At 71.7% G+C, this 20,385-nt stretch carries 18 protein-coding genes; 7 read left to right on the plus strand and 11 right to left on the minus strand.

Annotation, left to right across the window (positions count from 1 at the left end):
* The first annotated feature begins 83 nt into the window (after positions 1-83).
* Positions 84-3,014, plus strand: a complete 2,931-nt coding sequence (locus GVV04_RS01345) for a S8 family serine peptidase (protein WP_201752779.1) — start codon at positions 84-86, stop codon at positions 3,012-3,014.
* Positions 3,015-3,122: 108 nt separating this feature from the next.
* Here the strand turns inward: GVV04_RS01345 and GVV04_RS01350 are convergent, their stop codons facing one another.
* A complete protein-coding gene (locus GVV04_RS01350) occupies positions 3,123-3,521 on the minus strand; it encodes a hypothetical protein (RefSeq protein ID WP_161683893.1) in 399 nt (132 codons plus the stop codon).
* A 187-nt stretch (positions 3,522-3,708) separates the two neighbouring features.
* Between GVV04_RS01350 and GVV04_RS01355 the strand changes: the two genes are divergently transcribed.
* Positions 3,709-4,494 carry an alpha/beta hydrolase gene (locus tag GVV04_RS01355; protein WP_161683894.1) on the plus strand — a complete coding sequence of 262 codons (786 nt, stop codon included), beginning with the start codon at positions 3,709-3,711 and terminating at the stop codon, positions 4,492-4,494.
* Between the two features lie 70 nt (positions 4,495-4,564).
* On the opposite strand, the gene GVV04_RS01360 is transcribed toward GVV04_RS01355, so the two are convergent.
* The 5 genes from GVV04_RS01360 to GVV04_RS01380 all read right to left on the minus strand — a co-directional run bounded on the left by GVV04_RS01360 (position 4,565) and on the right by GVV04_RS01380 (position 9,265).
* Entirely contained in the window at positions 4,565-5,071 is a 507-nt protein-coding gene (locus tag GVV04_RS01360; RefSeq protein ID WP_161683895.1) for a DinB family protein, read from the minus strand.
* A 143-nt stretch (positions 5,072-5,214) separates the two neighbouring features.
* Complete coding sequence (locus tag GVV04_RS01365) at positions 5,215-5,889, minus strand: M15 family metallopeptidase (RefSeq protein ID WP_328822147.1); 675 nt, start codon at positions 5,887-5,889, stop codon at positions 5,215-5,217.
* Between the two features lie 505 nt (positions 5,890-6,394).
* A complete protein-coding gene (locus GVV04_RS01370; protein WP_328822148.1) occupies positions 6,395-7,246 on the minus strand; it encodes a peptidylprolyl isomerase in 852 nt (283 codons plus the stop codon).
* A gap of 188 nt (positions 7,247-7,434) precedes the next feature.
* Positions 7,435-7,884, minus strand: coding sequence for a hypothetical protein (locus tag GVV04_RS34220; RefSeq protein ID WP_201752780.1), 450 nt, complete (start codon positions 7,882-7,884; stop codon positions 7,435-7,437).
* A 97-nt stretch (positions 7,885-7,981) separates the two neighbouring features.
* A complete protein-coding gene (locus GVV04_RS01380) occupies positions 7,982-9,265 on the minus strand; it encodes a D-alanyl-D-alanine carboxypeptidase family protein (protein ID WP_161683897.1) in 1,284 nt (427 codons plus the stop codon).
* A 240-nt stretch (positions 9,266-9,505) separates the two neighbouring features.
* Here GVV04_RS01380 and GVV04_RS01385 point away from each other — a divergent pair, with 240 nt between their 5' ends.
* Positions 9,506-11,779 carry an ATP-binding cassette domain-containing protein gene (locus tag GVV04_RS01385; RefSeq protein ID WP_161683898.1) on the plus strand — a complete coding sequence of 758 codons (2,274 nt, stop codon included), beginning with the start codon at positions 9,506-9,508 and terminating at the stop codon, positions 11,777-11,779.
* 98 nt (positions 11,780-11,877) lie between these two features.
* Here GVV04_RS01385 and GVV04_RS01390 read toward each other — a convergent pair whose 3' ends face one another.
* Positions 11,878-12,300 (minus strand): protein-tyrosine phosphatase family protein, encoded by a 423-nt coding sequence (locus GVV04_RS01390; protein ID WP_161683899.1) that lies wholly within the window; start codon positions 12,298-12,300, stop codon positions 11,878-11,880.
* Positions 12,301-12,442: 142 nt separating this feature from the next.
* Positions 12,443-13,045, minus strand: coding sequence for a hypothetical protein (locus tag GVV04_RS01395; protein WP_161683900.1), 603 nt, complete (start codon positions 13,043-13,045; stop codon positions 12,443-12,445).
* Positions 13,046-13,497: 452 nt separating this feature from the next.
* Here GVV04_RS01395 and GVV04_RS01400 point away from each other — a divergent pair, with 452 nt between their 5' ends.
* From GVV04_RS01400 to GVV04_RS01410, 3 genes are all read left to right on the plus strand, one after another.
* Entirely contained in the window at positions 13,498-13,860 is a 363-nt protein-coding gene (locus tag GVV04_RS01400; protein WP_161683901.1) for a hypothetical protein, read from the plus strand.
* A complete protein-coding gene (locus GVV04_RS01405; protein WP_161683902.1) occupies positions 13,857-14,519 on the plus strand; it encodes a nucleotidyl transferase AbiEii/AbiGii toxin family protein in 663 nt (220 codons plus the stop codon). Before GVV04_RS01400 ends, GVV04_RS01405 begins: the two co-directional genes overlap by 4 nt.
* Positions 14,520-14,607: 88 nt before the next feature.
* Positions 14,608-16,401: a bifunctional metallophosphatase/5'-nucleotidase gene (locus tag GVV04_RS01410; RefSeq protein WP_161683903.1), complete on the plus strand. Its 1,794-nt coding sequence runs from the start codon at positions 14,608-14,610 to the stop codon at positions 16,399-16,401.
* 113 nt (positions 16,402-16,514) lie between these two features.
* Here GVV04_RS01410 and GVV04_RS01415 read toward each other — a convergent pair whose 3' ends face one another.
* The 3 genes from GVV04_RS01415 to GVV04_RS01425 form a co-directional block, all read right to left on the minus strand.
* Positions 16,515-17,549, minus strand: coding sequence for an LVIVD repeat-containing protein (locus tag GVV04_RS01415; protein ID WP_161683904.1), 1,035 nt, complete (start codon positions 17,547-17,549; stop codon positions 16,515-16,517).
* Between the two features lie 39 nt (positions 17,550-17,588).
* Complete coding sequence (locus GVV04_RS01420; RefSeq protein ID WP_161683905.1) at positions 17,589-18,479, minus strand: hypothetical protein; 891 nt, start codon at positions 18,477-18,479, stop codon at positions 17,589-17,591.
* Positions 18,480-18,771: 292 nt separating this feature from the next.
* Positions 18,772-19,935 (minus strand): geranylgeranyl reductase family protein, encoded by a 1,164-nt coding sequence (locus GVV04_RS01425; protein ID WP_161683906.1) that lies wholly within the window; start codon positions 19,933-19,935, stop codon positions 18,772-18,774.
* A gap of 160 nt (positions 19,936-20,095) precedes the next feature.
* On the opposite strand from GVV04_RS01425, the gene GVV04_RS01430 reads away from it, so the two are divergent.
* Positions 20,096-20,332: a hypothetical protein gene (locus GVV04_RS01430; protein ID WP_161683907.1), complete on the plus strand. Its 237-nt coding sequence runs from the start codon at positions 20,096-20,098 to the stop codon at positions 20,330-20,332.
* Positions 20,333-20,385: the final 53 nt, after the last annotated feature.

A 20,385-nucleotide genomic window follows, 5' to 3' on the forward strand; every position in this document is an offset into this window, starting at 1 on the left:
CTCGTCGTCTCGAACACCCCCAAAGAGGAGCAATGGCCCGTAGGATCCGACAAACCTCCCGCTATGGCGCGGCGGTAGCTGCTGTGGCCCTGGCGATCACGATCAGCCCGGTCGCGGCATCCGCCCAGCCGGAGCCACCGGCGTCGCCGAGTGTCCTGCCCTCTAGTGCCGGGGGCAGCGACGCCTACATCGTGACCTTGGCCGACAAGCCGCTGGCGACCTACGAGGGCGGGATCGCCGGAATCGCCGGCACCAAGCCCGGCAAGGGCAGGAAGGTGGACGTGGGCGCCGCCAACGCCCAGCGCTACCGCAGCCACCTGACGGACAAGCACACCAGGGTGGCGCGCAGCGTGGGCGCCAAGCCGCTCAGGAGCAACTCCGTCGCCTCGAACAGCTTCGTCGCGGAGCTGACCCGGGCGCAGGCGATGAAGCTGCTGGTCACCGGCGGCGTGGTTTCCGTGGTGCCGGACAAGCTGCTCAAGACCACCGACGACCGCAACTCCGTCGACTTCCTCGGTCTCTCCGGTCGCAGGGGCGTGTGGTCCAAGCTCGGCGGCACGGCCAACGCCGGCAAGGGCGTCGTCGTCGGTGTGATCGACACCGGGGTCTGGCCGGAGAGCGCGTCGTTCACCGCGCCGGCGCTCGACGCCACCGCGCCCACGTCAACCGACCCGTACCGGCCGTACCGTCAGGGCACGGCCACCGTCATGCGCAAGGCCGACGGTGGCACGTTCACCGGCACCTGCCAGACCGGCGAGCAGTTCGCCGCGACCCTCTGCAACGAGAAGGTCATCAGCGCTCGGTACTTCGGCGACGGCTGGATGAGGCGCGTTCCCGCGGAGAAGCGGAAGGACTACGTCTCTCCCCGGGACGCCCAGGGACACGGCACCCACACCGCGAGCACGGCGGCCGGCAACACCGCTGTCCCCGTCACCGAGCAGGGCGTCGACTTCGGGGAGATCTCCGGAGTCGCGCCGGGTGCGGCGATCGCGGTCTACAAGGCCCTCTGGCAGGGCACCGACGACGACACGACCGGCGGACAGACGTCGGACATCATCGCCGCCATCGACCAGGCGGTGGCCGACGGCGTCGATGTGATCAACTACTCGGTGGGCGGCACGAACGAGTCGTCTCCCGACGACCCGACCCAACTCGCCTTCCTCAACGCGGCGGCGGCGGGCATCTTCGTCTCCGCGTCCGCCGGCAACTCCGGTCCGGACGCGTCGACGATGGACAACACCCCACCGTGGGCGATGACGGTCGGCGCCAGCACGGTCGCTCCGTACCCGGCCAGCGTGGAACTGGGCAACGGGGCCCGCTTCAACGGCACCAGCACGACCGTCGCGGCGGCGTTCGGACCCAAGCCCCTGATCGCTTCCCGGGCGGCGAAGGCCGCCTCCGCCGACGACGCCAACGCCGACAACTGCCTGACCGGCAGCCTCGACCCGGCCAAGGTGACCGGCAAGGTCGTCGTCTGCCTCCGTGGCGTCGTCGCACGGCCGATCAAGTCCGCCGAGGTCAAACGGGCCGGCGGCGTCGGGATGGTGCTGGCCAACCCGAGTGACCAGGACCTCAGCGGGGACCTGCACAGCGTGCCGACCGTGCACATCAACTCGCCAGACACGCAGGCCGTGCTGGACTACGCGGCGACCGCGGGGGCGCAGGTGACCCTGCTGCCGACCGGCCCGACCATGCCGTACCCCCAGGTGGCGGCGTTCTCCTCGCGCGGTCCCTCGGAGCACCACCCGGACCTGCTGAAGCCGGACATCGCCGCTCCCGGCGTCGCGATCCTCGCGGCCGTGGCCCCGCCGGGTGCCGAGGGGAAGAACTTCGACTTCTACTCCGGCACCTCGATGGCCGCGCCGCACATCGCCGGCCTGGCCGCGCTCTACCTTGCCAAGAACCCGGACTGGTCGCCGGCGCGGGTCAAGTCCGCGATGATGACCACCACCTTCCCCACCAGGACCGCCACCGGGAAGCGGACCAGCGACGTCTTCGCCCAGGGCGCGGGCCACGTCGACCCGGCCAAGATGCTCAACCCCGGTCTGGTCTACGACGCGTCGGAGCAGGACTGGCTGGGCTACCTGGAAGGGCTGGGTGTCAGGACCGGTTCCGGGGTCAAGCCGATCCAGGGCAGCGACCTGAACTACCCGTCCATCGGCGTCGGCAAGCTCTTCGGCACCCGGACGGTCACCCGTAAGGTCACCGCCGTCACCCCCGGCGTGTACCACGCCACGGTCGACCTGCCCGGGTTGAAGGTCAAGGTGAGCCCGTCCACCCTGCGCTTCAAGAAGGCGGGGGAGACCAAGCAGTTCACCGTCACCATGGAGCTCAAGACGGCTCCCGCCGGCGTGCCGACCATCGGTTCGCTGACCTGGCATGGCGGCGGCACCGTCGTTCGCAGCCCGATCGTGGTGACCCCGCAGAGTGTGCTCGCGCCGACCGAGGTCCGGGGCGCCGGCGCCGCCGGCTCGGTGTCCTTCGAGGTGACTCCGGCGCTCAAGAAGCTCCCGATCACCACCTACGGGATGGTGTCGGGGCCGCTGACGCCCGGCACGGTGAACGCCAGCGACGTCTGGGGCAAGGACTTCCCGGTCACGGTGGCCAAGGGCACCAAGGCCGTTGAGTTCACCGCACGCGCGGACAACCCTCAGGCGGAGATCGCCCTCATCGTCTTCCGGATGGTGAACGGCAATTTGGTCTTCCAAGACTGGGCCGTGACGGGCAATGACATGCGCCTCATTTTTGCGAGGCCGGAACCCGGCCTGTACCAGATGACGATCCTCACCTTGGCGGACCTGCCGGGAACCACGGAAACGCCCTTCAAGGTTCAGGCGAACCTGGTCACCGGCAAGGGTGGCGTCGGCAAGCTGACGGTGTCCCCCAAGAACCCGAAGGTCACCCCGGGCACTCCGCTGACGGTCACCGCGAAGTGGTCGGCAGTGCCCGCCGGGCGGCACACGGGCTACGTCGAGTACCCGAACGGGATCGGCACCGTCGTCAGCGTCAACTGACCTGATGCCGTAAGGGCGGCGGGGCCGGACAGTATCGTCCGGCCCCGCCGTCGTACGTCCGAGGCCCGTCGCGGCGGCCGAACGCGCGCCCGAGGGATCGGGTGCCGGTCAGGCGAGCGTGGCGTCCTCGCCGACCGGCTCGGTCACGTGGTCGAGGAAGGGAAAGCGGGCCCGCAGCTCGGCGAACCCCACCCCGCCGCGCCAGGCGTCGGCGATCCGTACGACCTGGTCCAGGTCGGTGGTGTCGCCGTCGGCCCGGGACCCGTCCGAGCCCGAGATGTCGACCATGAAGTAGCGGGCCTGGGACCCCAGCCCCACACAGATCGTCCCCCGCTCGGAGATCAGCTCGGCGCAGGTGAACCGGCTCCGCCCCTGCTCGGGAGCGCTGATCCGGCCCACGTCCACCTGACACCGGGTGGCGGTCAGGGCCAGCGCGGACGCGAGCCCGCCCAGCTCGACCAGGTCGGGGTAGAGGCGCACACCCAGGGCCGTCGACACGTCGCTCATCACTGACTCCCACTTCTCTGTGACAGGTCCAGCAGCGCGGACGTTACAGCCTGGTAAACCTTTGATCTAGGGTCCTGGCCGTCCCCGGGACAAAAACGTTCCTTCGTGGCCGGTCCCGGCCGGGACGCCGCCGCGCCGGCCGGGACCGGCCGGAGGCGTTGGTTGACGCCGCGTAGCATCCACGCCCATGGCGCTGATCCGCTGCGACTTCCACTCCGAGGCGCTGGGCATGGGCACCTCGATGACCGTGCTCCTGCCCGACCCGGCCGGCTCCGGGATCGGCCTGGACGGCAGTGCGCCGGTTGGCGACCCGCCCGTGCTGTACCTGCTGCACGGCCTCAGCGACGACGACACCGTCTGGACCCGGCGCACCTCCGTCGAGCGGTACGTCGCGCCGCTCGGGCTGGCCGTGGTGATGCCGCAGGCCGGGCGCAGCTTCTACACCGACGAGGAGCACGGCAAACGGTACTGGACCTTCCTCAGCGCCGAGCTGCCCGAGCTGTGCCGGTCGTTCTTCCGGCTCTCCGACCGGCGCGAGGACACCTTCGTCGCCGGCCTGTCCATGGGCGGGTACGGCGCGGTCAAGTGGGCGCTGCGCGAACCGGGCCGGTTCGCGGCGGCGGCCAGCCTCTCCGGGGCGCTGGACTTCGCGCGGCGGCGCGACCACCCGACCAGCCCTGTGGACCCGGCCGTGTGGCGTCCCGTCTTCGGCGACCGGCACGTCCCGGGCAGCGACGACGACACGATGGCGCTGCTGGAACGGGCCGGGGACGACCTGCCGGCGCTCTACGTGGCCTGCGGCACCGAGGACTTCCTGTTCGACGACAACACCCAATTCGTCGACACGGCCCGGCGGAGCGGCGTGTCGCTGACCGTGGACTTCTCCCCCGGCGCCCACGACTGGGCGTACTGGGACGCGAAGATCCGCGACGTGCTGGCCTGGCTGCCGCTGCGCACGCCCAGCGGGGCGTGACGGCAGGTCCCGCAGGTCCTGGCCGAGGAGGGGCCGAAATCGTCGAGAACCGACCGGGCGCAGCGGCGGTTCAGACGCCGACCGAGCCGTCGACGGCCTCGCGCAGGAGGTCGGCGTGGCCGTTGTGCCGGGCGTACTCGTGCATCATGTGCAGCATCACCAGGCGCAGCGACACGTCCTCGCCCCAGCGGGGGTTGTGGGCGACGACGTCCAGCGACCCGGCCTCCCGCTCGATGCGCCGGGCGTGTTCGACCTCCTGCCGCCACGCCTCGAACGCCTCGGACGCGCCGGCGGTGCGGGCGTCGTACGCCTCCTGGTAGTCGCCGGCGTCCGACCAGACCAGCGGCACGTCCTCGCCGCCGATCACCCGGCGGAACCAGTTGCGCTCCACCTCGGCCATGTGCCGGACCAGGCCGAGCAGGCTCAGCGTGGACGGCGGGGACGACTGCCGGCGCAGCTCCTCGTCGGTGAGACCCGCGCACTTCATGGCGAGGGTGGCGCGGTGGAAGTCCAGGAACGCGCGCAGCATCTCGCGCTCGTCGGCGATCAGGGGCGGGCCGATCCGCTCGGTGGTCATGTCCGGGTCCTCTCCGGTCGCCGACGTCCCGGTCCCACAGGGGTCGGCGGACCGGAGGCCGCCGAGGGGCGATGCGCTCGCCGGACGAGCCTAGTGCCGATGCCGCCGGAGCCGCCGGGCGGCCGGGCGGGGCCCCGCCCAGTTCAGCGGGACGGGCGGGCCACGGGAAAGTCGAAGTACGTCTCGGGGTACGGCTCGTCGTCGTACCGGTAGTGCCACCACTCGCGCGGATAGTTGGTGAAACCGCCGTCGGCCATCAGCCGCTTCAGCAGTTCGCGGTTGTCCCGGGCGGCTCCGGTGACCCGACCGTCGGCGGTGTGGGCGCGTGGGTCGAAGCAGTCGAAGCCGGTGCCCATGTCGACGCTGTTGTCCGGGAAGCGGTCGTCCTTCGGCGCGGTGCAGGCGGTCAGGGGCTCGCCGGGGACGTAGGGGCGTTGGCCGGCCGGCGGGTCGTCGACCAGGGTCAGGTCGACGGTGCTGCCCCGGCTGTGCGCGGTGGGGGCGCCGAGGTAGCCCTCGTCGAACAGCCGCGACTTCGCCACCTCGGGGTAGAACTCGGCCTTCGTCTGCTCCTCGCCGGGGCGCTTCGCCCAGGCCACGAAGTCGTCCACGGCCGGCTGCGGGCGGTAGCAGTCGTACACCTTGAGGCTGTGGCCCGTCGCGCGGGCGGCCTGCTGCACCCGGCTCAGCGCCTCGGCGGCGGGCCGGGTAAGCAGGCACAGGGGCTCCCGGTACCCGGCGATCGGCCGGCCGACGAAGTTGTGCGCGGTGGCATAGCGGATGTCGGACCCGATGCTCGGGTCCACATCGGACAGCACCACAAAATCCCCCGGCACCCGCGAACCGTCCCCGCCCGACGAGGGCACCCCCGCAGACGACCCCACCGCAGACGGCGCCGACACGGACGGCCCCGACGCGGACGGCCCCGACGCGGACGGCCGCGCCACAGACGGCCCCGGCGCAGACGGCCCCGGCGCAGACGGCCCCGCCGCGGAGCACCCTGCCAGTAACAACGCACCCCCGGCGACGACCCGACCCAACCCCCCGCCCACCCGCTGCCGCCACCCCGCTCCCCTGCCACCCTCCCGCGCCCGCCCTACTGCGGTGATCAAGAGGTTTGCGTCAGGTCTGACCCCCGGTCCCGGCATAAACCTCTTGATCGACCAGCGGTGGGAGGGTGGGTGGTCGGGCAGCGCGCGGGGGGCGGGCAGGGGCGTCCGGCGTAGCTGTCCCATGCACACCGTTGTAGCAGCATCAGAGCCGTTCTACGGTGAAGCCCGGCGGACCCGCCGACACTCACCGCGCCGGCGGGTCGACCGAGGGTCACAGCCTGCGGGCCGCCCGGCAGATCTCCACCGGCAGCGCGGGTGCGCCGTCGACCGGGGCCGGGTCCTCGGCCGTGGGGGCGATCCCGCCGGCGGCGATCCGGTCCAGGGTGGCCAGGCCGGCGGCGTCCACCTCACCGAAGATGGTGTAGTTGGGGCGCAGCGCCGAGTTGGCGTACACCAGGAAGAACTGGCTGCCGTTGGTGTCCGGGCCGGCGTTGGCCATGGCGAGCATGCCCCGGGCGTACACCTTGCGCACACCCGTCGGGTCCGTCGGCGCGGGCGGCAGGTCGGTGGGCAGCTCGTCGGCGTACCGGTAGCCGGGCCCGCCCTCGCCGGTGCCCGACGGGTCGCCGCACTGGAGCACGCTGAGCGTCGGGTACGCGGTCAGCCGGTGGCACGAGGTGCGGTCGTAGAACCGGTGCCGGACCAGGTGCAGGAAGCTCTGCACCGTGCAGGGCGCCTGCTCGCGGTCGAGGGTCAGCCCGATCGGGCCCTGGTTCGTCCGCAGCGTGACCCGCACGGTGCCGTGGCCCGGCGTCCGCCGGGGGTCGGGCGGCAGCGGGACGGGCCGGGCGGCCGGCTCGTCCGGCGTCTCGGTGTACGCGCACGGGCCCGGGGTCGTCCTCGGCGGCGCGGCGGCCGCAGGGCCCGCACCGGCCGAGGCCGCACCGCCTGCGACGGCGGTCGGGACCGTGCCGCCCGGGGCGGCGGTCGGGGCGGCCACGGCGGCGACGCCGCTGCCGCCGATCAGGGCGGTGGCGAGCAGCGCGACACCGGTAAGGCGGGACAGCGTGCGCGTCCTGCGGGGGTGGGCCGGGAACGGCTGCCGACGGGATGACCTCGACACGGGGCGTCCTCCTGGGCTGATGAATCCAGAAAGATCGCAGTCTATGGATTCGGCGGTACCCCTGTCGATGGCGACACGCGAAGCAGGGCGCGGCGGCCGGGCTCGCCCGCTGGGCGGTGGCGAGCGCGACGGCGGCCGTGCCGATCAGCGCGGTGGACGCCTTCGCGGCGGACGTCCGACAGGGGCGGTCACCGCCGGCCCGTCCAGCGGATCGACGGCAGGACCGTGGCCAGCACCGCGACCGCCTCGCCCACCGCATCCAGCACCGACCTGCGGTGGTACGCCTCGGACGCGGCGACGGCCGGCAGCCGGGCAGCCACCTCGGCCACCAGCCCGGCCCGCCGGGCCCGTCCCCGCAGCGGCGTGAGCGCCCCCCGCAGCACGGCGGCCACCAGCCGGGACCAGCCGGTGGCGGCGATCAGCACGCCGTAGCCCCACGGAGTCCAGCGCAGGCCGCCCCGGTACGCCCCCCGACAGATCCACCGCACCGGGCGCGGCAGCAGGCCGAGGAAGTTCGCCCGGTCCACGACGAGACCCTGGTCGGCGAGCCGGCGCGTCGATTCGGCGGCCGCCGTGTCGTGGCCGGCGCTGACATCGGCCGACACCACGACGATCCGCCCCCGGCGCTCCGCGGTCACCGCCCGCGCTTACCCGCCCGACGCGGGTTGATTCCCCCGGCCCGGGCGGCCACGGCGCGGCGCCGGCACCAATCCCGTGGCACCGGCAGCGGAAAACTCAGGCCCGGCGGCGCCGGCGACGCAGGAGCGCCGTGGTAAGCAGCGCGGCCACGACGACGGCAGCGGCGGCAGCGCCCGCGACGACCGGCCACGACGCGGCCCAGCCGGGGCCCGCGACCCGGCGGGCGGCCACCGCCCGGGGCGCGGGCGAGACCGCCGGGCCGGGCGAAGCGGACGCCGACGGCGAGCCGTTGGTGGCCGTCTCCCCCGGGGAGACGAGACGGCCCACCGAGGCGTCCCGGGGCAGCGAGAAGCCCCAGTCCAGCAGCGTGGCGCCCTGTTCCCAGCCGCGCATCGGGCTGGGCTCGGCCCCGAGCAGGGTGACCACCAGCCGACGCCCGCCGCGCTGCGCCGCGCCGACGTAGGTGTGCCGGGCGTAGTCGGTGAAGCCGGTCTTCCCGCCCAGCGCCCCCGGATAGCGGTAGATGAGCTGGTTCTCGTTCTGGATCTGGAAGCCCTTCTTCCGCAACGCCGGCTGGTCGGGAATCCGGGTGCTCTCGGTCAGCGCGTACCGGCGGAAGGTGGGGTCGGCGAAGCAGGCCCGGGCGATCAGCGCCAGGTCGTACGCGCTGGTGAACTGGCCAGGGCCGTCAAGCCCGGAGGGGGTGACGGCGTGGGTCTGCAGGGCGCCGAGGCGGGCCGCCTCGGCGTTCATGGCCCGGACCCCGCCGGCCGCCCCGGCCGGGCCGCCGACGAGCCGGGCCAGCACGTTGGCCGCCTCGTTACCGGACTGGAGCAGCAGCCCGAGGAAGACCGTCTCGACGGTGTAGCGGCCGCCCTCCAGCAGGCCGACGGCGGAGCTGCCGGGGGCGATGTCGAGGTCGGCGTGGGTGACCGTCACCAGCTGTTTCGGGTCCAGCCTCGGCAGCGCGGTGGCGGTCAGCAGCAGCTTCTGCACGCTGGCCGGGGTGGCGTACCCGTGCGGGCCGCAGCCGCCGAGCACCGCCCCGGTGTCCAGGTCGGCGACCAGCCAGGAGGTGGCGGTGACCGCCGGCGGCGGGGTGACCCCGGCCGGTGCGGCGAGACCCGTGGCGGCCAGCGCCGCGCCGCCCACCGCCTGCTGCTCCGGCACCGACGGCGGGGGCGTCGGCTTCGGGGAGCGCGGCACCTTCGGCGCCACCGCCTTCGGGCAGGGCACCGCCGCAGTCGCCGGGAAGGCCGGCGCAGTGGTCGAGGAGGCCGCCGCAGTCGCCGGGAAGGCCGGCGCGGCGGCGGCTGGAACGGCCGGCACGGCACCGGCGAGGAGGACGGCGGCAGCGGCGGCCAGCACCGGAGCTCTCATGCCCAGCACCCTAACGGGCAGGATCCGGCGCCGACGGGCGGACCACACGCGCGCCGGCTGCCGCTCCGCCGGGGCGTCCGCCATCCTACTCACGCGCTGTTTGAGACTTTCCGTCGCTGTTTCCCTAGATGGTCGCGAAAAGTCTCAACGTGGGAGTCAATGAGATGATTGAACCGGCCAGGCCCAGCAAGCAGCAGCCGGGCAGGGTTCACCCTGCCCACGATCGACCGAAGGGTTCGCATGCAGCAGCCAACTCGGACCGTCGCCGACAGCCACGACATGATCGAGGTAAGCGGTGCCCGGGAGAACAACCTCGCGTCCGTCTCCGTGGACATCCCCAAGCGGCGCCTCACCGTCTTCACCGGGGTCTCCGGCTCCGGCAAGTCCTCGCTCGTCTTCGGCACCATCGCCGCCGAGTCGCAGCGGATGATCAACGAGACCTACAGCGCCTTCCTCCAGTCGTTCATGCCCAGCCTGGCCCGGCCGGACGTCGACTCGCTGCGCAACCTCAGCGCCGCGATCATCGTCGACCAGGAGCGGATGGGGGCGAACTCGCGCTCCACGGTGGGCACCGCCACCGACGCGTACGCCATGCTGCGCATCGTGTTCAGCCGGCTCGGCCAGCCGCACGTCGGGTCGGCCGGCGCGTTCAGCTTCAACCTCGCCGAAGGGATGTGCCCCACCTGCGAGGGGGTGGGCCGGGTCTCCGACCTCGACGTGCACGAGCTCGTCGACGTCGAGCGGTCGCTCAACGACGGGGCGATCACGGTGCCGAACTTCGCGGTCGACTCCTGGTACTGGCGGGCCTTCGTCACCTCGGGCCTGTTCGACCCCGACGTCAAGCTCCAGGATTTCACGCCCCAGCAGTGGCAGGACTTCCTGCACAAGCCGGCCACCAAGATGAAAATCGGCGGCGGCAACCTCACGTACGAGGGCCTGGTCGTCAAGGTCCGCCGGCTGTACCTGAGCAAGGACAAGGAGCCGGCCCAGCCGCACATCAAGGCGTTCGTCGAGCGGGCCGTGACGTTCGCGACCTGCGGCGACTGCGGCGGCGCCCGGCTCAACCGGGCCGCCCTGTCCTCCCGGATCGCCGGCCGCAACATCGCCGAGTGCTCCGCGATGCAGATCAGCGACCTGGCCGCGTTCGTCCGGGCGGTCACCGATCCGTCCGTGGCGCCGCTGGTGGCCAACCTGCGCGACCTGCTGGACTCGCTCGTCGAGATCGGCCTGGGCTACCTCAGCCTCGACCGCGAGTCGGGCACCCTGTCCGGGGGCGAGGCGCAGCGGGTGAAGATGGTCCGCCACCTCGGCTCCAGCCTCACCGACGTCACGTACGTCTTCGACGAGCCGACGGTCGGGCTGCACCCGCACGACATCGCCCGGATGAACGGCCTGCTGCTGCGGCTGCGCGACAAGGGCAACACCGTGCTCGTCGTGGAGCACAAGCCGGAGACCATCGCGATCGCCGACCACGTGGTCGACCTCGGCCCGGGGGCCGGTCCGGACGGCGGCCGGGTCTGCTACACCGGCGACGTCGCCGGGCTGCGCCGCTCCGACACCCTGACCGGCCGGCACCTCGACCACCGGGTCACCCTGCGCGAGCGGGTCCGGCCGCCCGCCGGGCAGTTGCCGATCCGCGGCGCCGACCTGCACAACCTGCGTGACGTCAGCGTCGACGTGCCGCTCGGGGTGCTGACGGTGGTGACCGGCGTCGCCGGCTCCGGCAAGAGCTCGCTGATCCACGGCTCGCTCCCCCGCCGCGCCGGGGTGGTGGTCGTCGACCAGTCCCCGATCCGCGGGTCCCGGCGCAGCAACCCGGCCACCTACACCGGCCTGCTCGACCCGGTCCGGGCCGCCTTCGCCAAGGCCAACGGGGTCAAGCCGGCGCTGTTCAGCGCCAACTCCGAGGGCGCCTGCCCGGCCTGCAAGGGCATCGGGGTGATCTACACGGACCTGGCCATCACGGCCGGAGTGGCCTCCAGGTGCGAGGAGTGCGAGGGCCGCCGGTTCACCCCGAAGGTCCTCACGTACACCCTGCGGGGGAGGAACATCAGCGAGGTCCTCGCCATGTCGGTGACCGAGGCCCGGGACTTCTTCCCCGGCGGGCCGGCCCGGTCGGTGCTGGACCGCCTCGCCGACGTGGGCCTGAGCTACCTCAGCCTCGGCCAGCCGCTGACCACCCTCTCCGGGGGCGAACGGCAACGGCTCAAGCTCGCCATCCACATGGGCGAGAAGGCGCACACCTACGTGCTGGACGAGCCCACCACCGGCCTGCACCTGGCCGACGTCGACAAACTGCTGGCCCTGCTGGACCGCCTGGTGGACGCCGGCAACACCGTGGTGGTCATCGAGCACCACCAGGCCGTGATGGCGCACGCCGACTGGATCATCGACCTCGGCCCGGGCGCCGGTCACGACGGCGGCCGGATCGTCTTCACCGGCACCCCGGCCGACCTCGTCGCGCACGGTGACACCCTGACCGCCACCCACCTGCGGGAGTACGTCGCCCAGTGAGGTCCGGGCCGGGTCCACCGCGCCCACGGTGGGCCCGGCCCGTCGTCGACATACCCGCGAACGCGCCGGCCGGAGTCCGAAGTCCGCGCCGCTGCGGATCAGTGCGGGACCCGTCGCACCCAACGCCGCTGCCCGGGGGTCTCCACCGCCTGCGGGTGGTAGTGCTCCCGTACCCACGACACCGCCCGATCGGCCGGCAGCCCGTCGAGCACGGCGAGCGCCGCCAGCGCCGTCCCGGTCCGGCCGAGCCCGCCCAGGCAGGCCGCTTCCACCCGCTCCCCCGCGTGCGACCGGCGCAGCGCCTCCCGCAGCGCGTCCAGCGCGTCGGCCCGGTCCAGCGGCACCCTGAAGTCGGGCCAGCGGATCCGCCGGTGCGCCCAGGCCGGTGCCGGGCCCGGTGCCAGCAGCAACGCGAAGTCGGCGGGCGACGCCGGATCACCGATCCGGCGTCCGCGCACCGTCGACCCGCCCGGCAGTACGACCACCCCGGCGCTGCCGTCCCATCCCGTCACCTCGCCCATAACCCACCATTGTCCGACCGGAGGGAAGGGCCCTCCATCAGCGGCTTCCATCGGGGGGCCGCGCCGGTCGAACTCCGTGGACGCCACTGGCCGGGCCCCCTTGTCGAGGGCCCGGCCAGTGGGCTGTTCGGTGGTGCTGGGGTCAGCTGTTCCAGTGCTGGGTGACGAGGTCGGCGGCCTGCTGTTCCCACTGCGCGTACGCGTCGGGGTAGGCCGACACCTGGACGGTCTGTGCGGCGTCGGTCAGGGGCATGTCCTGCCAGCCGTCGACCTGCTTCAACCCCTTCAGGAACGCCAGGGTCGAGTACTCGGGGTCGGTGATCTGCTCCGGGGTGCCCCAACCAGACGTCGGGCGCTGCTGGAACAGGCCCAGCGAGTCGTGGTCGTTGCGGTCACCCAGGTGACCCAGGTTCTCCAGCTTCGACTCCTGCAGGGACGTGCCGATCGAGATCACGGCCGCCCGCTCATCCAGGCCGGCCTTCTTCGTGGCGGCGATGATCGCCTTCACGTTGGCGGTCTCCTCGTCACCGAGGTCGATGCTGGACTGCTCACCCTGCACACCGTGCGGGATCAGCTTGCCCTTGTCCACACCGGGCTTGTCGGCCTGCACGGCAACGGCAGCGGCCGGGGCGGCCGACTCAACGGTCGGGGTGGTGGCGGCGTGATGCAGGGGACCGGCGGCCAGACCACCGGCGAAGGCCAGACCAGCGATACCGAGAACGCTCTTACGCATGATCGTGTTCATGGGGGTGACTCCAATCGGGGGTCGACACACACACCACCCCAAGGGGGAAGGGGCGGGGGTGTGAGCACCACGTCGAGGCGCCCAAAAGATCAAAAAGGGGGAAAATCATCCGGCTGCTCACCGCACCGGGGGGTGCTGGTGGCGCCGGGACCATGTGTAACGACCGGCCACCGACCCACATTCCCTGACGGGGTCACGGGCGGTTCAGTAGCGGTGTGCGCTACTCGATCGTCTGCCAGGTGTAACGACCCCGGGCCGGCCGATGTTCCGCCGACCGGGTGCCCCCGGTCACCACGAACCGGACATCCGCCCCAGACGTCCGCCACGGGCAGGCACCGGACAGCACGATCGACTCCAGGTCCCCGACACGGGGGCCGGCCGGGTGCGTACCGACGAAAACGGGTGGACGGCACGAGCGCCGCGACAGCCGGACCAGGCGTTACCCTGACACCATGCAGGGCGTTGCCTCCCCCACCTCGGCCGGCGTGGCCTTCCTGGCCCGCCCGGGCCGCCCGGCCGTCGTCACCCCCACCCTGGCCGAGCTGACCGGCCCCACGTGGGGGATCGTCGAGCTGCCCGTACGCCTGATGTGGAACACCCACCGCACCTTCGACCTCGGCGACCCGGACGACCTGCTCTGGATGTACGAGAACGTGTTGCGCGAGACCACCCACGCGGACGACCTGCGGAAGCTGGTCAACGGTCACCTGCTGCGCCAGGTATGGCCCATGCTCAACCTTCCCCGTGGGGTCCGCGCGGCGTGGGAGCACCGCCACCGGGCCCTGCGGGACGACCGGGCCCTCCGCACGGCGTGAACGACGCCGCACCGCCGGACGAGTTCTACCGCGAGGTCGCCCGGGTGGCCCTGTCGGTCGCCGGCCGGCACCGGTTCGTGCTCGGTGGCGGCGTCGCCTGGGCAGCGCACGGGCTGTTCTCCCGCCCCACCGAGGACGTGGACCTCTTCGCCGACGTCGAGGGAGCAGCCGCTGCGGCGGCGGCCGGCGTGCGTACCGCCCTGGAGCGCGCCGGCTTCGGCGTGACCGACGCGGACCCGGACAGTGACCTGGCCGAGCTGTTCGCCGGGTTCGACCAGGACATGAAGGACTTCGTGGTGAGCCGGGGAACCCGGCAGATCCGGCTGAGCCTGGCCCGGCTCGACCGGTACCGCAGCCCGGTGGTGATGGACCTCGGGCCGGTGATGGACATCCGCGACCTGGTGGCCAACAAGACGGCGGCGCTGGTCAACCGGCGGGAGGTCCGGGACTTCATCGACGTGGGGGCCGCCCTCGACCACTATTCGGTCGCGGAGCTGCTCGGCCTGGCCCGGCAGCTCGACCCGGCGCTGGAACCGGAGGACGTCCGGGCCGCCGGCCGCTACCTGGACCGCCTGCCCGACCGGCGCTTCGCCCGGTACGGCCTGGACGCGGCGCAGGTCGCGCGGCTGCGGGCCCGGCTGGCCGCCTGGCCCCGCTGACGGCCCCGGGACCGGGTACGGGCCGTCGGCTCGTTAGGGTGCGCAACGGCGCCGGTGAGGCGCGCCCACCCCCTTGGAAAGGCACCCCATGACCTCCTCCTCCGGCGCGTCGCGCCGCCAGGTGCTGGCCGTCGCCGCCGCAGCCGCGACCGCTCCCCTGATCGCGGGCGTGCCCGCGCAGGCGGCCGGGCCCAAGGGCCCGAAGACCTGGGACCTGACGATCCTGGGCACCTCGGACACCCACGGCAACGTGTACAACTGGGACTACTACTCCGACGCCGAGTACGACGACAGCAAGCACAACGACGTCGGCGTCGCGAAGCTGGCCACCCTGGTCAACCAGATCCGGGCCGAGCGGCGGGGCAAAGCCACCCTGGTCCTCGACTCCGGCGACACCATCCAGGGCACGCCGCTGGCCACGTACTACGCCAAGCAGGAGCCGATCACCAGCACCGGTGCGACGCACCCGATGGCCAACGCGATGAACATCCTGAAGTACGACGCGGTGACGCTGGGCAACCACGAGTTCAACTACGGCCTGCCCCTGCTCGCCAAGTGGATCAAGCAGCTCGGGTTCCCGGCCCTCGCCGCGAACGCGGTCAACGAGGCGACCGGCAAGCCGGCGTACCTGCCGTACGTGATCAAGGAGGTTCGGCTCGGCGGGCACGGCGCGCCGAAGCTGAAGGTCGGCATCCTCGGCCTGACCAACCCGGGCGTGGCGATCTGGGACAAGTCCAACGTCGAGGGCAAGCTGATCTTCGCCGACATGGTGGAGACCGCCGCCAGGTGGGTGCCGGTCATGCGGGCGCGCGGCGCCGATGTCGTCATCGTCTCCGCGCACGGCGGCGACAGCGGCACCTCCAGCTACGGCCCGGAGCTGCCGAACGAGAACCCGTGCACGATGATCGCCGAGCGGGTCCCCGGCATCGACGCGATCCTGTTCGGCCACGCGCACAACGAGGTCGTCGAGAAGTTCGTGACGAACGCGAAAACCGGTGCCCAGGTGCTGCTCTCCGAGCCGTCCAAGTGGGGCCAGCGGCTGACCCGGATGGACTTCACCCTCACCCGGGTGCGGGGCTGCTGGAAGGTGACCACCAAGCGCGCCACCATGCTGAACACCAACACGGTGGTCGAGGACCCGGCGGTGCTCGCGGCCGTGCGCGGCCAGCACAGCAAGACCATCGCGTACGTCAACACGGTGGTCGCCCAGTCGACCGTGGAGTTGTCGGCCGCCGCGTCGCGGTACCAGGACACCCCGATCCTGGACTTCATCAACCACGTCCAGACCGAGGTCGTCACGGCGGCCATGGCCGGCACCGCGTACGCGGGGCTGCCCGTGCTGTCGATCGCGGCGCCGTTCAGCCGCACCGCCGTCTTCCCCGCCGGTGACGTGCGCATCCGCGACGTGGCCGGACTGTACGTCTTCGACAACACCCTCGAGGCCGTGGTGCTCACCGGCGCCGAGGTGCGGGCCTACCTGGAGTACTCGGCGAAGTACTTCACCACCCTCGCGGTCGGCGCACCGGTCGACCCGGCGACGATCAGCGACCCGGCCGTCCCGGACTACAACTACGACGTCTTCTCCGGGCTGGACTACGACATCGACATCAGCAGGCCGGTCGGCCAGCGGATCACCCGCCTGGCCCTGCCCGGCACCGACACCCCCGTCGCCGCCGATGCGCAGTTCGTGGTCGCGGTGAACAACTACCGGCGCAGCGGCGGCGGCAACTTCCCCGGCATCGTGAAGACCCAGGTCTACAACGCGCAGCAGGAGATCCGCCAGCTCCTCATCGACTGGGCGCAGGCCCGGGGCACCATCGACCCGGCCGACTTCTACGTGCCGAACTGGAAGCTGGTGCGCGAAGGCGTGCCGGTCTTCTGACCCGGCGCCCCGCACGTCAGGGGCGAAGGGAAGAACGCGCGAGGGAGGCACCACGAGCCGGTGCCTCCCTCGACCACGCGGGGTGTCCTCAGGTGAGCGGCGGTGATAACCGCTCAGCCGGGGGAAGGGAACCGGGGAAAGCCAGTCAGGGTGTCAAGTGCCCACAACTGCACTTCGGAGGGTGGGGGGTTCGGCTCGACTTCCGGCGCAGGCACTTCGTGTCGAGCGATGAGCGCGCGTTTGCCGTCGTGGTCGAGCGCGATCTCCCACAGCAACGCGGAGCCGCCGCTGGTGTCCGGGACGATCTTCCACCCGGTCATCGGCCTCAGTTCGGTCTTGTCCCACGTGCGCAGGTCCCAGTAGGTGACGAAATTCTTGTAGGTGGTCCATTGGTGGTAGCCGACGAGTGCGGTGTTTCCGTCGCCGCTGAGGGCAACCGTGTTCGAGGAGTAGTACCCGCCATTGCGTATCAGCGAATACCCCTCCGGGTCGGCCCGGTTCGACAGGTCGTAAACCATCACGCCGCCATCGCCGTTGCCGGACTGGTGGCTGACCAGAGCGCGTTTCGCGTCGTCACTTATCGCCACCTCGTACCAGTCGGTCGAGTATTTGCCCACACCCAGGAGCATCTTTTTCCGCACCTGGGTCGGGTTGGCAAGGTCCCAGAAATGGACGCCCTCGTCGCCGCCGGAGATGGCATAGCGGCCGTCGTAGTTCAAGGCCAGTGACGTTACCCCTTTGGCGGCCAGTTTCCGGGGAGACGGGTGCGAAGGGTCTGCGAGGTCCCAGAGAGTCAGCTCTCCCCGCAGGTCGAAGGTCGCCGCATGTCTGCCGTCGCCACTCAGGGCCACCTCGCGCGCCGTGCCCCCGCGATCAGCTACGAGTGCCGAAGCACGAGGGCGCAGCGGATCGCTCAGGTCCCAGAGCGACACGGATCCGTGCGGAGGATCGGCCATTTCTTCCACGGAGCTCGTAAGGGCGCGTTCGCCGTTACTGCTCATGGCGACACCGTGGGCGATGTTCGTCTGCTCCGACAGCAGGGTGACTCGAAAGTCCTTCGGTGCCTGGGCAGTTGGCGAGTTCGCGGCCCCGCTCGGGGTCTTACCTGCCGAACAGGCCGTGCTCGTGGCGAGAAGGACTGCCGCCACGCAGCTGAGCCCAGCCAGAGAGGTGCGCCTCATGTTCGCTCACCCGCCGCACGAGGAGGAAGTTGACACCTTGGTCCAACCTCGTTCTGAAGGTTGGTGTACTTGTCGGTAGGCGGAGCAGTCGAGGTGGCCGCCCTGGACGACCAGGGCCGTTACCCGGAACGGCTTGCCCTGGTTGTCGACGGTCATCGACTCGGGTTTGCCGTCGGCAAGGTACTCCAGCTCGAAGGCGTATTCGCAGTATCGTCTGCCGGTCACGGCGGAAAGGCGAAAAGTGGCCTGCTCACCCAGCTTCAGCACGTATTTTCGGTCGGCAAAATAGTTGCCGGTCAACTGCGGCCGCAGATCACCGTCGTTCGTCTTGGACTCCTGTGCGAAAACGGGATCGCGGTCGAGATCGTAACCGATCTGGACGGTTTCCGCAGATCCCTCCGGTGGGTTGTCGAAGATCGCGCCCGTCAGCGGCTCACGGCAGTTCGGGCGGATGGCGATATTGGTCAGCCGCACGTCCTTCACGCGATTGCCCTCGAGTTCCAGCTCTACCGTGGAGACGCCAGCTTCGACGCCTCCGTGCGAGCGCATGATGTCATGGCTGCTCTTCTCGTACGCTCGGAACTCGTCATTGATCTGCCCGAGGGTCTGCGCGCTGACCACACCGGGAAACACCCAGGTGTTGTCGTTCTCCCTGGGCACGAGGGTGATCTTGTTGATTTTGATCGGATCGCCAGCAGGAGCAGGCGGCGGCGTCGGCTTGTCCCCACCGAGGCCGAGCCACTCCTGGCCGGCGGTGGTTCCCAGGGTGCCGACCACGGTGAAGACCACGGTGATGGCACCTGTCACGAGCGTGCGCCACAGCCACTTGTCGCGCGAGGTCGACTCGCTGTCTCGAATCTCCGGCCGTCGTCGGGTGGCTGACTTCTTGCCAGGCAACTACGTCACCAGCCTTGGGGCACGAGAGCTAATGGGGCCATTGATGCCACATCATAGCTCCGCATCGTCGTTCGGTGAGGGGCGCGGAGACCCCGTCAAGGTCTTCGCAAGACGGGATTCCGGATAAGGGCGCGGTCTTCTGACGATCATTCAGGTGTCCATGCCTCGCGCCTTCGCCAACGGGTACCCAAGGGCGGGCGCTGCTTACCTGGCCCACACCCTGCCGGCCGACAGCAGCCTCGCACCGCGGAAACAGCAGGGCCGGTGTTCCGGGCACGTCGGCGTGCCCGCCTCAGCGGGACACGACCGGCGTCGAACGGACCTGGCGGGCCGGCGGGAGCCGGTCCAGCAGCGCCAGCGCCGCCCGCACCGGAGCCCGGTTCAGCGTCTCGTCGAAGCTCGCCCGTCCCTGGCAGAACCGGACGAACATCCGCCACCCGGGCGGGGTGGCCAGCAGGGCGTGGAAGACGTCCGGCCGGTGGGAGAAGACCTCCAGCAGCCGGTGCCCGGCCCGCATCGACGGGACCAGGTCCCGATCGACGGCGCGCGAATAGCCGTCCAGGTCGCCTTCGACGACCGCCGCCCCGGCGAGCGCGCCGGAACGCAGCGCGTAGCTGATCCCCTCCCGGCTCCACGGCTCCAGCAGGCCGGCCGCGTCCCCGGTCACCAGCACCCGGCCGTGGCGCAGCGGCGAGTCATCGGCGCGGCAGCGGGTCAGGTGCCCGGAGTCGTGTTCCGGGTTCACCCCGGACAGGCCCAGCCGGTCGACGAAGTCGCGCAGGTACTCCCGGGTCCGCTCCCCCTCGCCCCGGCCGGCGATCACCCCCACCGTGAGCCGGTCGCCCTTCGGGAACACCCACGCGTACGAGCCGGGGATCGTCCCCCAGTCCAGCAGCAGCCGGCCGCGCCACCGGCGCTGCTCCTCCTCGGGCACCGGCAGTTCCAGCTCCAACCCCAGGTCGACCTGCCGGTACCGGACGCCGACGTGCCGGGCGGTCACCCCGGAGGAGCCGTCCGCGCCGATCACCGCACGGGCGCGCACGGTGTCGCCGTCGGCGAGCCGCAGGCGTACCTCGTCGGGGTCCTGCTCCAGGGCGCGGACGGCGACCCGCTCGCGCACCTCGGCCCCGGCGGCCACCGCCGCGGCGCGCAGCCGGTCGTCGAACTCGTCGCGGCGCACCATCGCCACCAGTGGGCCGTCGGCGTGCCGGCGGGTGAACTCGCGCCGCCCGTCCCGGGTGAACGTCACCCGGTCCACCCGGTCGTGCGCCGGCACGTCGATCCGGTCGCCGACCGCCGCGAGGGAGGTGCCGATCAGGCCGCCACCGCAGGTCTTGTACCGGGGGTGCGCGGCCCGCTCGACGACCAGGGTACTCAGGCCGGCGCGGGCCGCGGCGTGGGCGGCGGAGAGCCCGGCGGGGCCGCCACCGACGACAGCGAGGTCCCAGATGATCACGGATGCAGCCTAGGGCACGGCCGGTCGGAAGGCCGGGCGGCGCAGCGAGGTACGGGACGGCGGGAACCGCTCGATCGGGCTGGCATCAACGGCGGGGTGGCGGGTAACCGCGCGGCGCAGTCCCCGCCCGCAGCCGGGCGGCCACGCCGAGGAGGAAGTCATGCAGGAGGTACGGCTGTCGGACGTCGAGAAGCGGGTCTACCAGGCGGTGGCCGCGCTGGAGGCCCGTGGGCAGGTTCCCTATCCCGACATGATCGCGCAGGAGTCGGGGTTGGCCCAGGACGAGATCCACGGGCCGCTACACATGCTGACCGAGAAGAACCTCCTGCACCGGGAGGATTCACCGATGGCGGGGCTGGACTTCGGCCCGCGCTGGTGTGCCCGCCAGATGGCGTGAACCGGCGGAAAGCCCCGGCTTGCCCCTCGTGGGCCCGGGTAGCGATCATTGAG

Origin of the sequence: Micromonospora rubida, from assembly GCF_009908295.1 — a bacterium.
Classification (GTDB): Bacteria; Actinomycetota; Actinomycetes; order Mycobacteriales; family Micromonosporaceae; genus Micromonospora; species Micromonospora rubida.

What these genes read in the sequence shown, in the direction of transcription:
- GVV04_RS01385 (WP_161683898.1), top strand. Translation starts at nt 9,506, where the DNA reads ATGCAGCAGCCAACTCGGACCGTCGCCGACAGCCACGACATGATCGAG.
- GVV04_RS01380 (WP_161683897.1), bottom strand. Translation starts at nt 9,265, where the DNA reads ATGAGAGCTCCGGTGCTGGCCGCCGCTGCCGCCGTCCTCCTCGCCGGT.
- GVV04_RS01390 (WP_161683899.1), bottom strand. Translation starts at nt 12,300, where the DNA reads ATGGGCGAGGTGACGGGATGGGACGGCAGCGCCGGGGTGGTCGTACTG.
- GVV04_RS01400 (WP_161683901.1), top strand. Translation starts at nt 13,498, where the DNA reads ATGCAGGGCGTTGCCTCCCCCACCTCGGCCGGCGTGGCCTTCCTGGCC.
- GVV04_RS01410 (WP_161683903.1), top strand. Translation starts at nt 14,608, where the DNA reads ATGACCTCCTCCTCCGGCGCGTCGCGCCGCCAGGTGCTGGCCGTCGCC.
- GVV04_RS01360 (WP_161683895.1), bottom strand. Translation starts at nt 5,071, where the DNA reads ATGACCACCGAGCGGATCGGCCCGCCCCTGATCGCCGACGAGCGCGAG.
- GVV04_RS01350 (WP_161683893.1), bottom strand. Translation starts at nt 3,521, where the DNA reads ATGAGCGACGTGTCGACGGCCCTGGGTGTGCGCCTCTACCCCGACCTG.
- GVV04_RS01355 (WP_161683894.1), top strand. Translation starts at nt 3,709, where the DNA reads ATGGCGCTGATCCGCTGCGACTTCCACTCCGAGGCGCTGGGCATGGGC.
- GVV04_RS01395 (WP_161683900.1), bottom strand. Translation starts at nt 13,045, where the DNA reads ATGAACACGATCATGCGTAAGAGCGTTCTCGGTATCGCTGGTCTGGCC.
- GVV04_RS01430 (WP_161683907.1), top strand. Translation starts at nt 20,096, where the DNA reads ATGCAGGAGGTACGGCTGTCGGACGTCGAGAAGCGGGTCTACCAGGCG.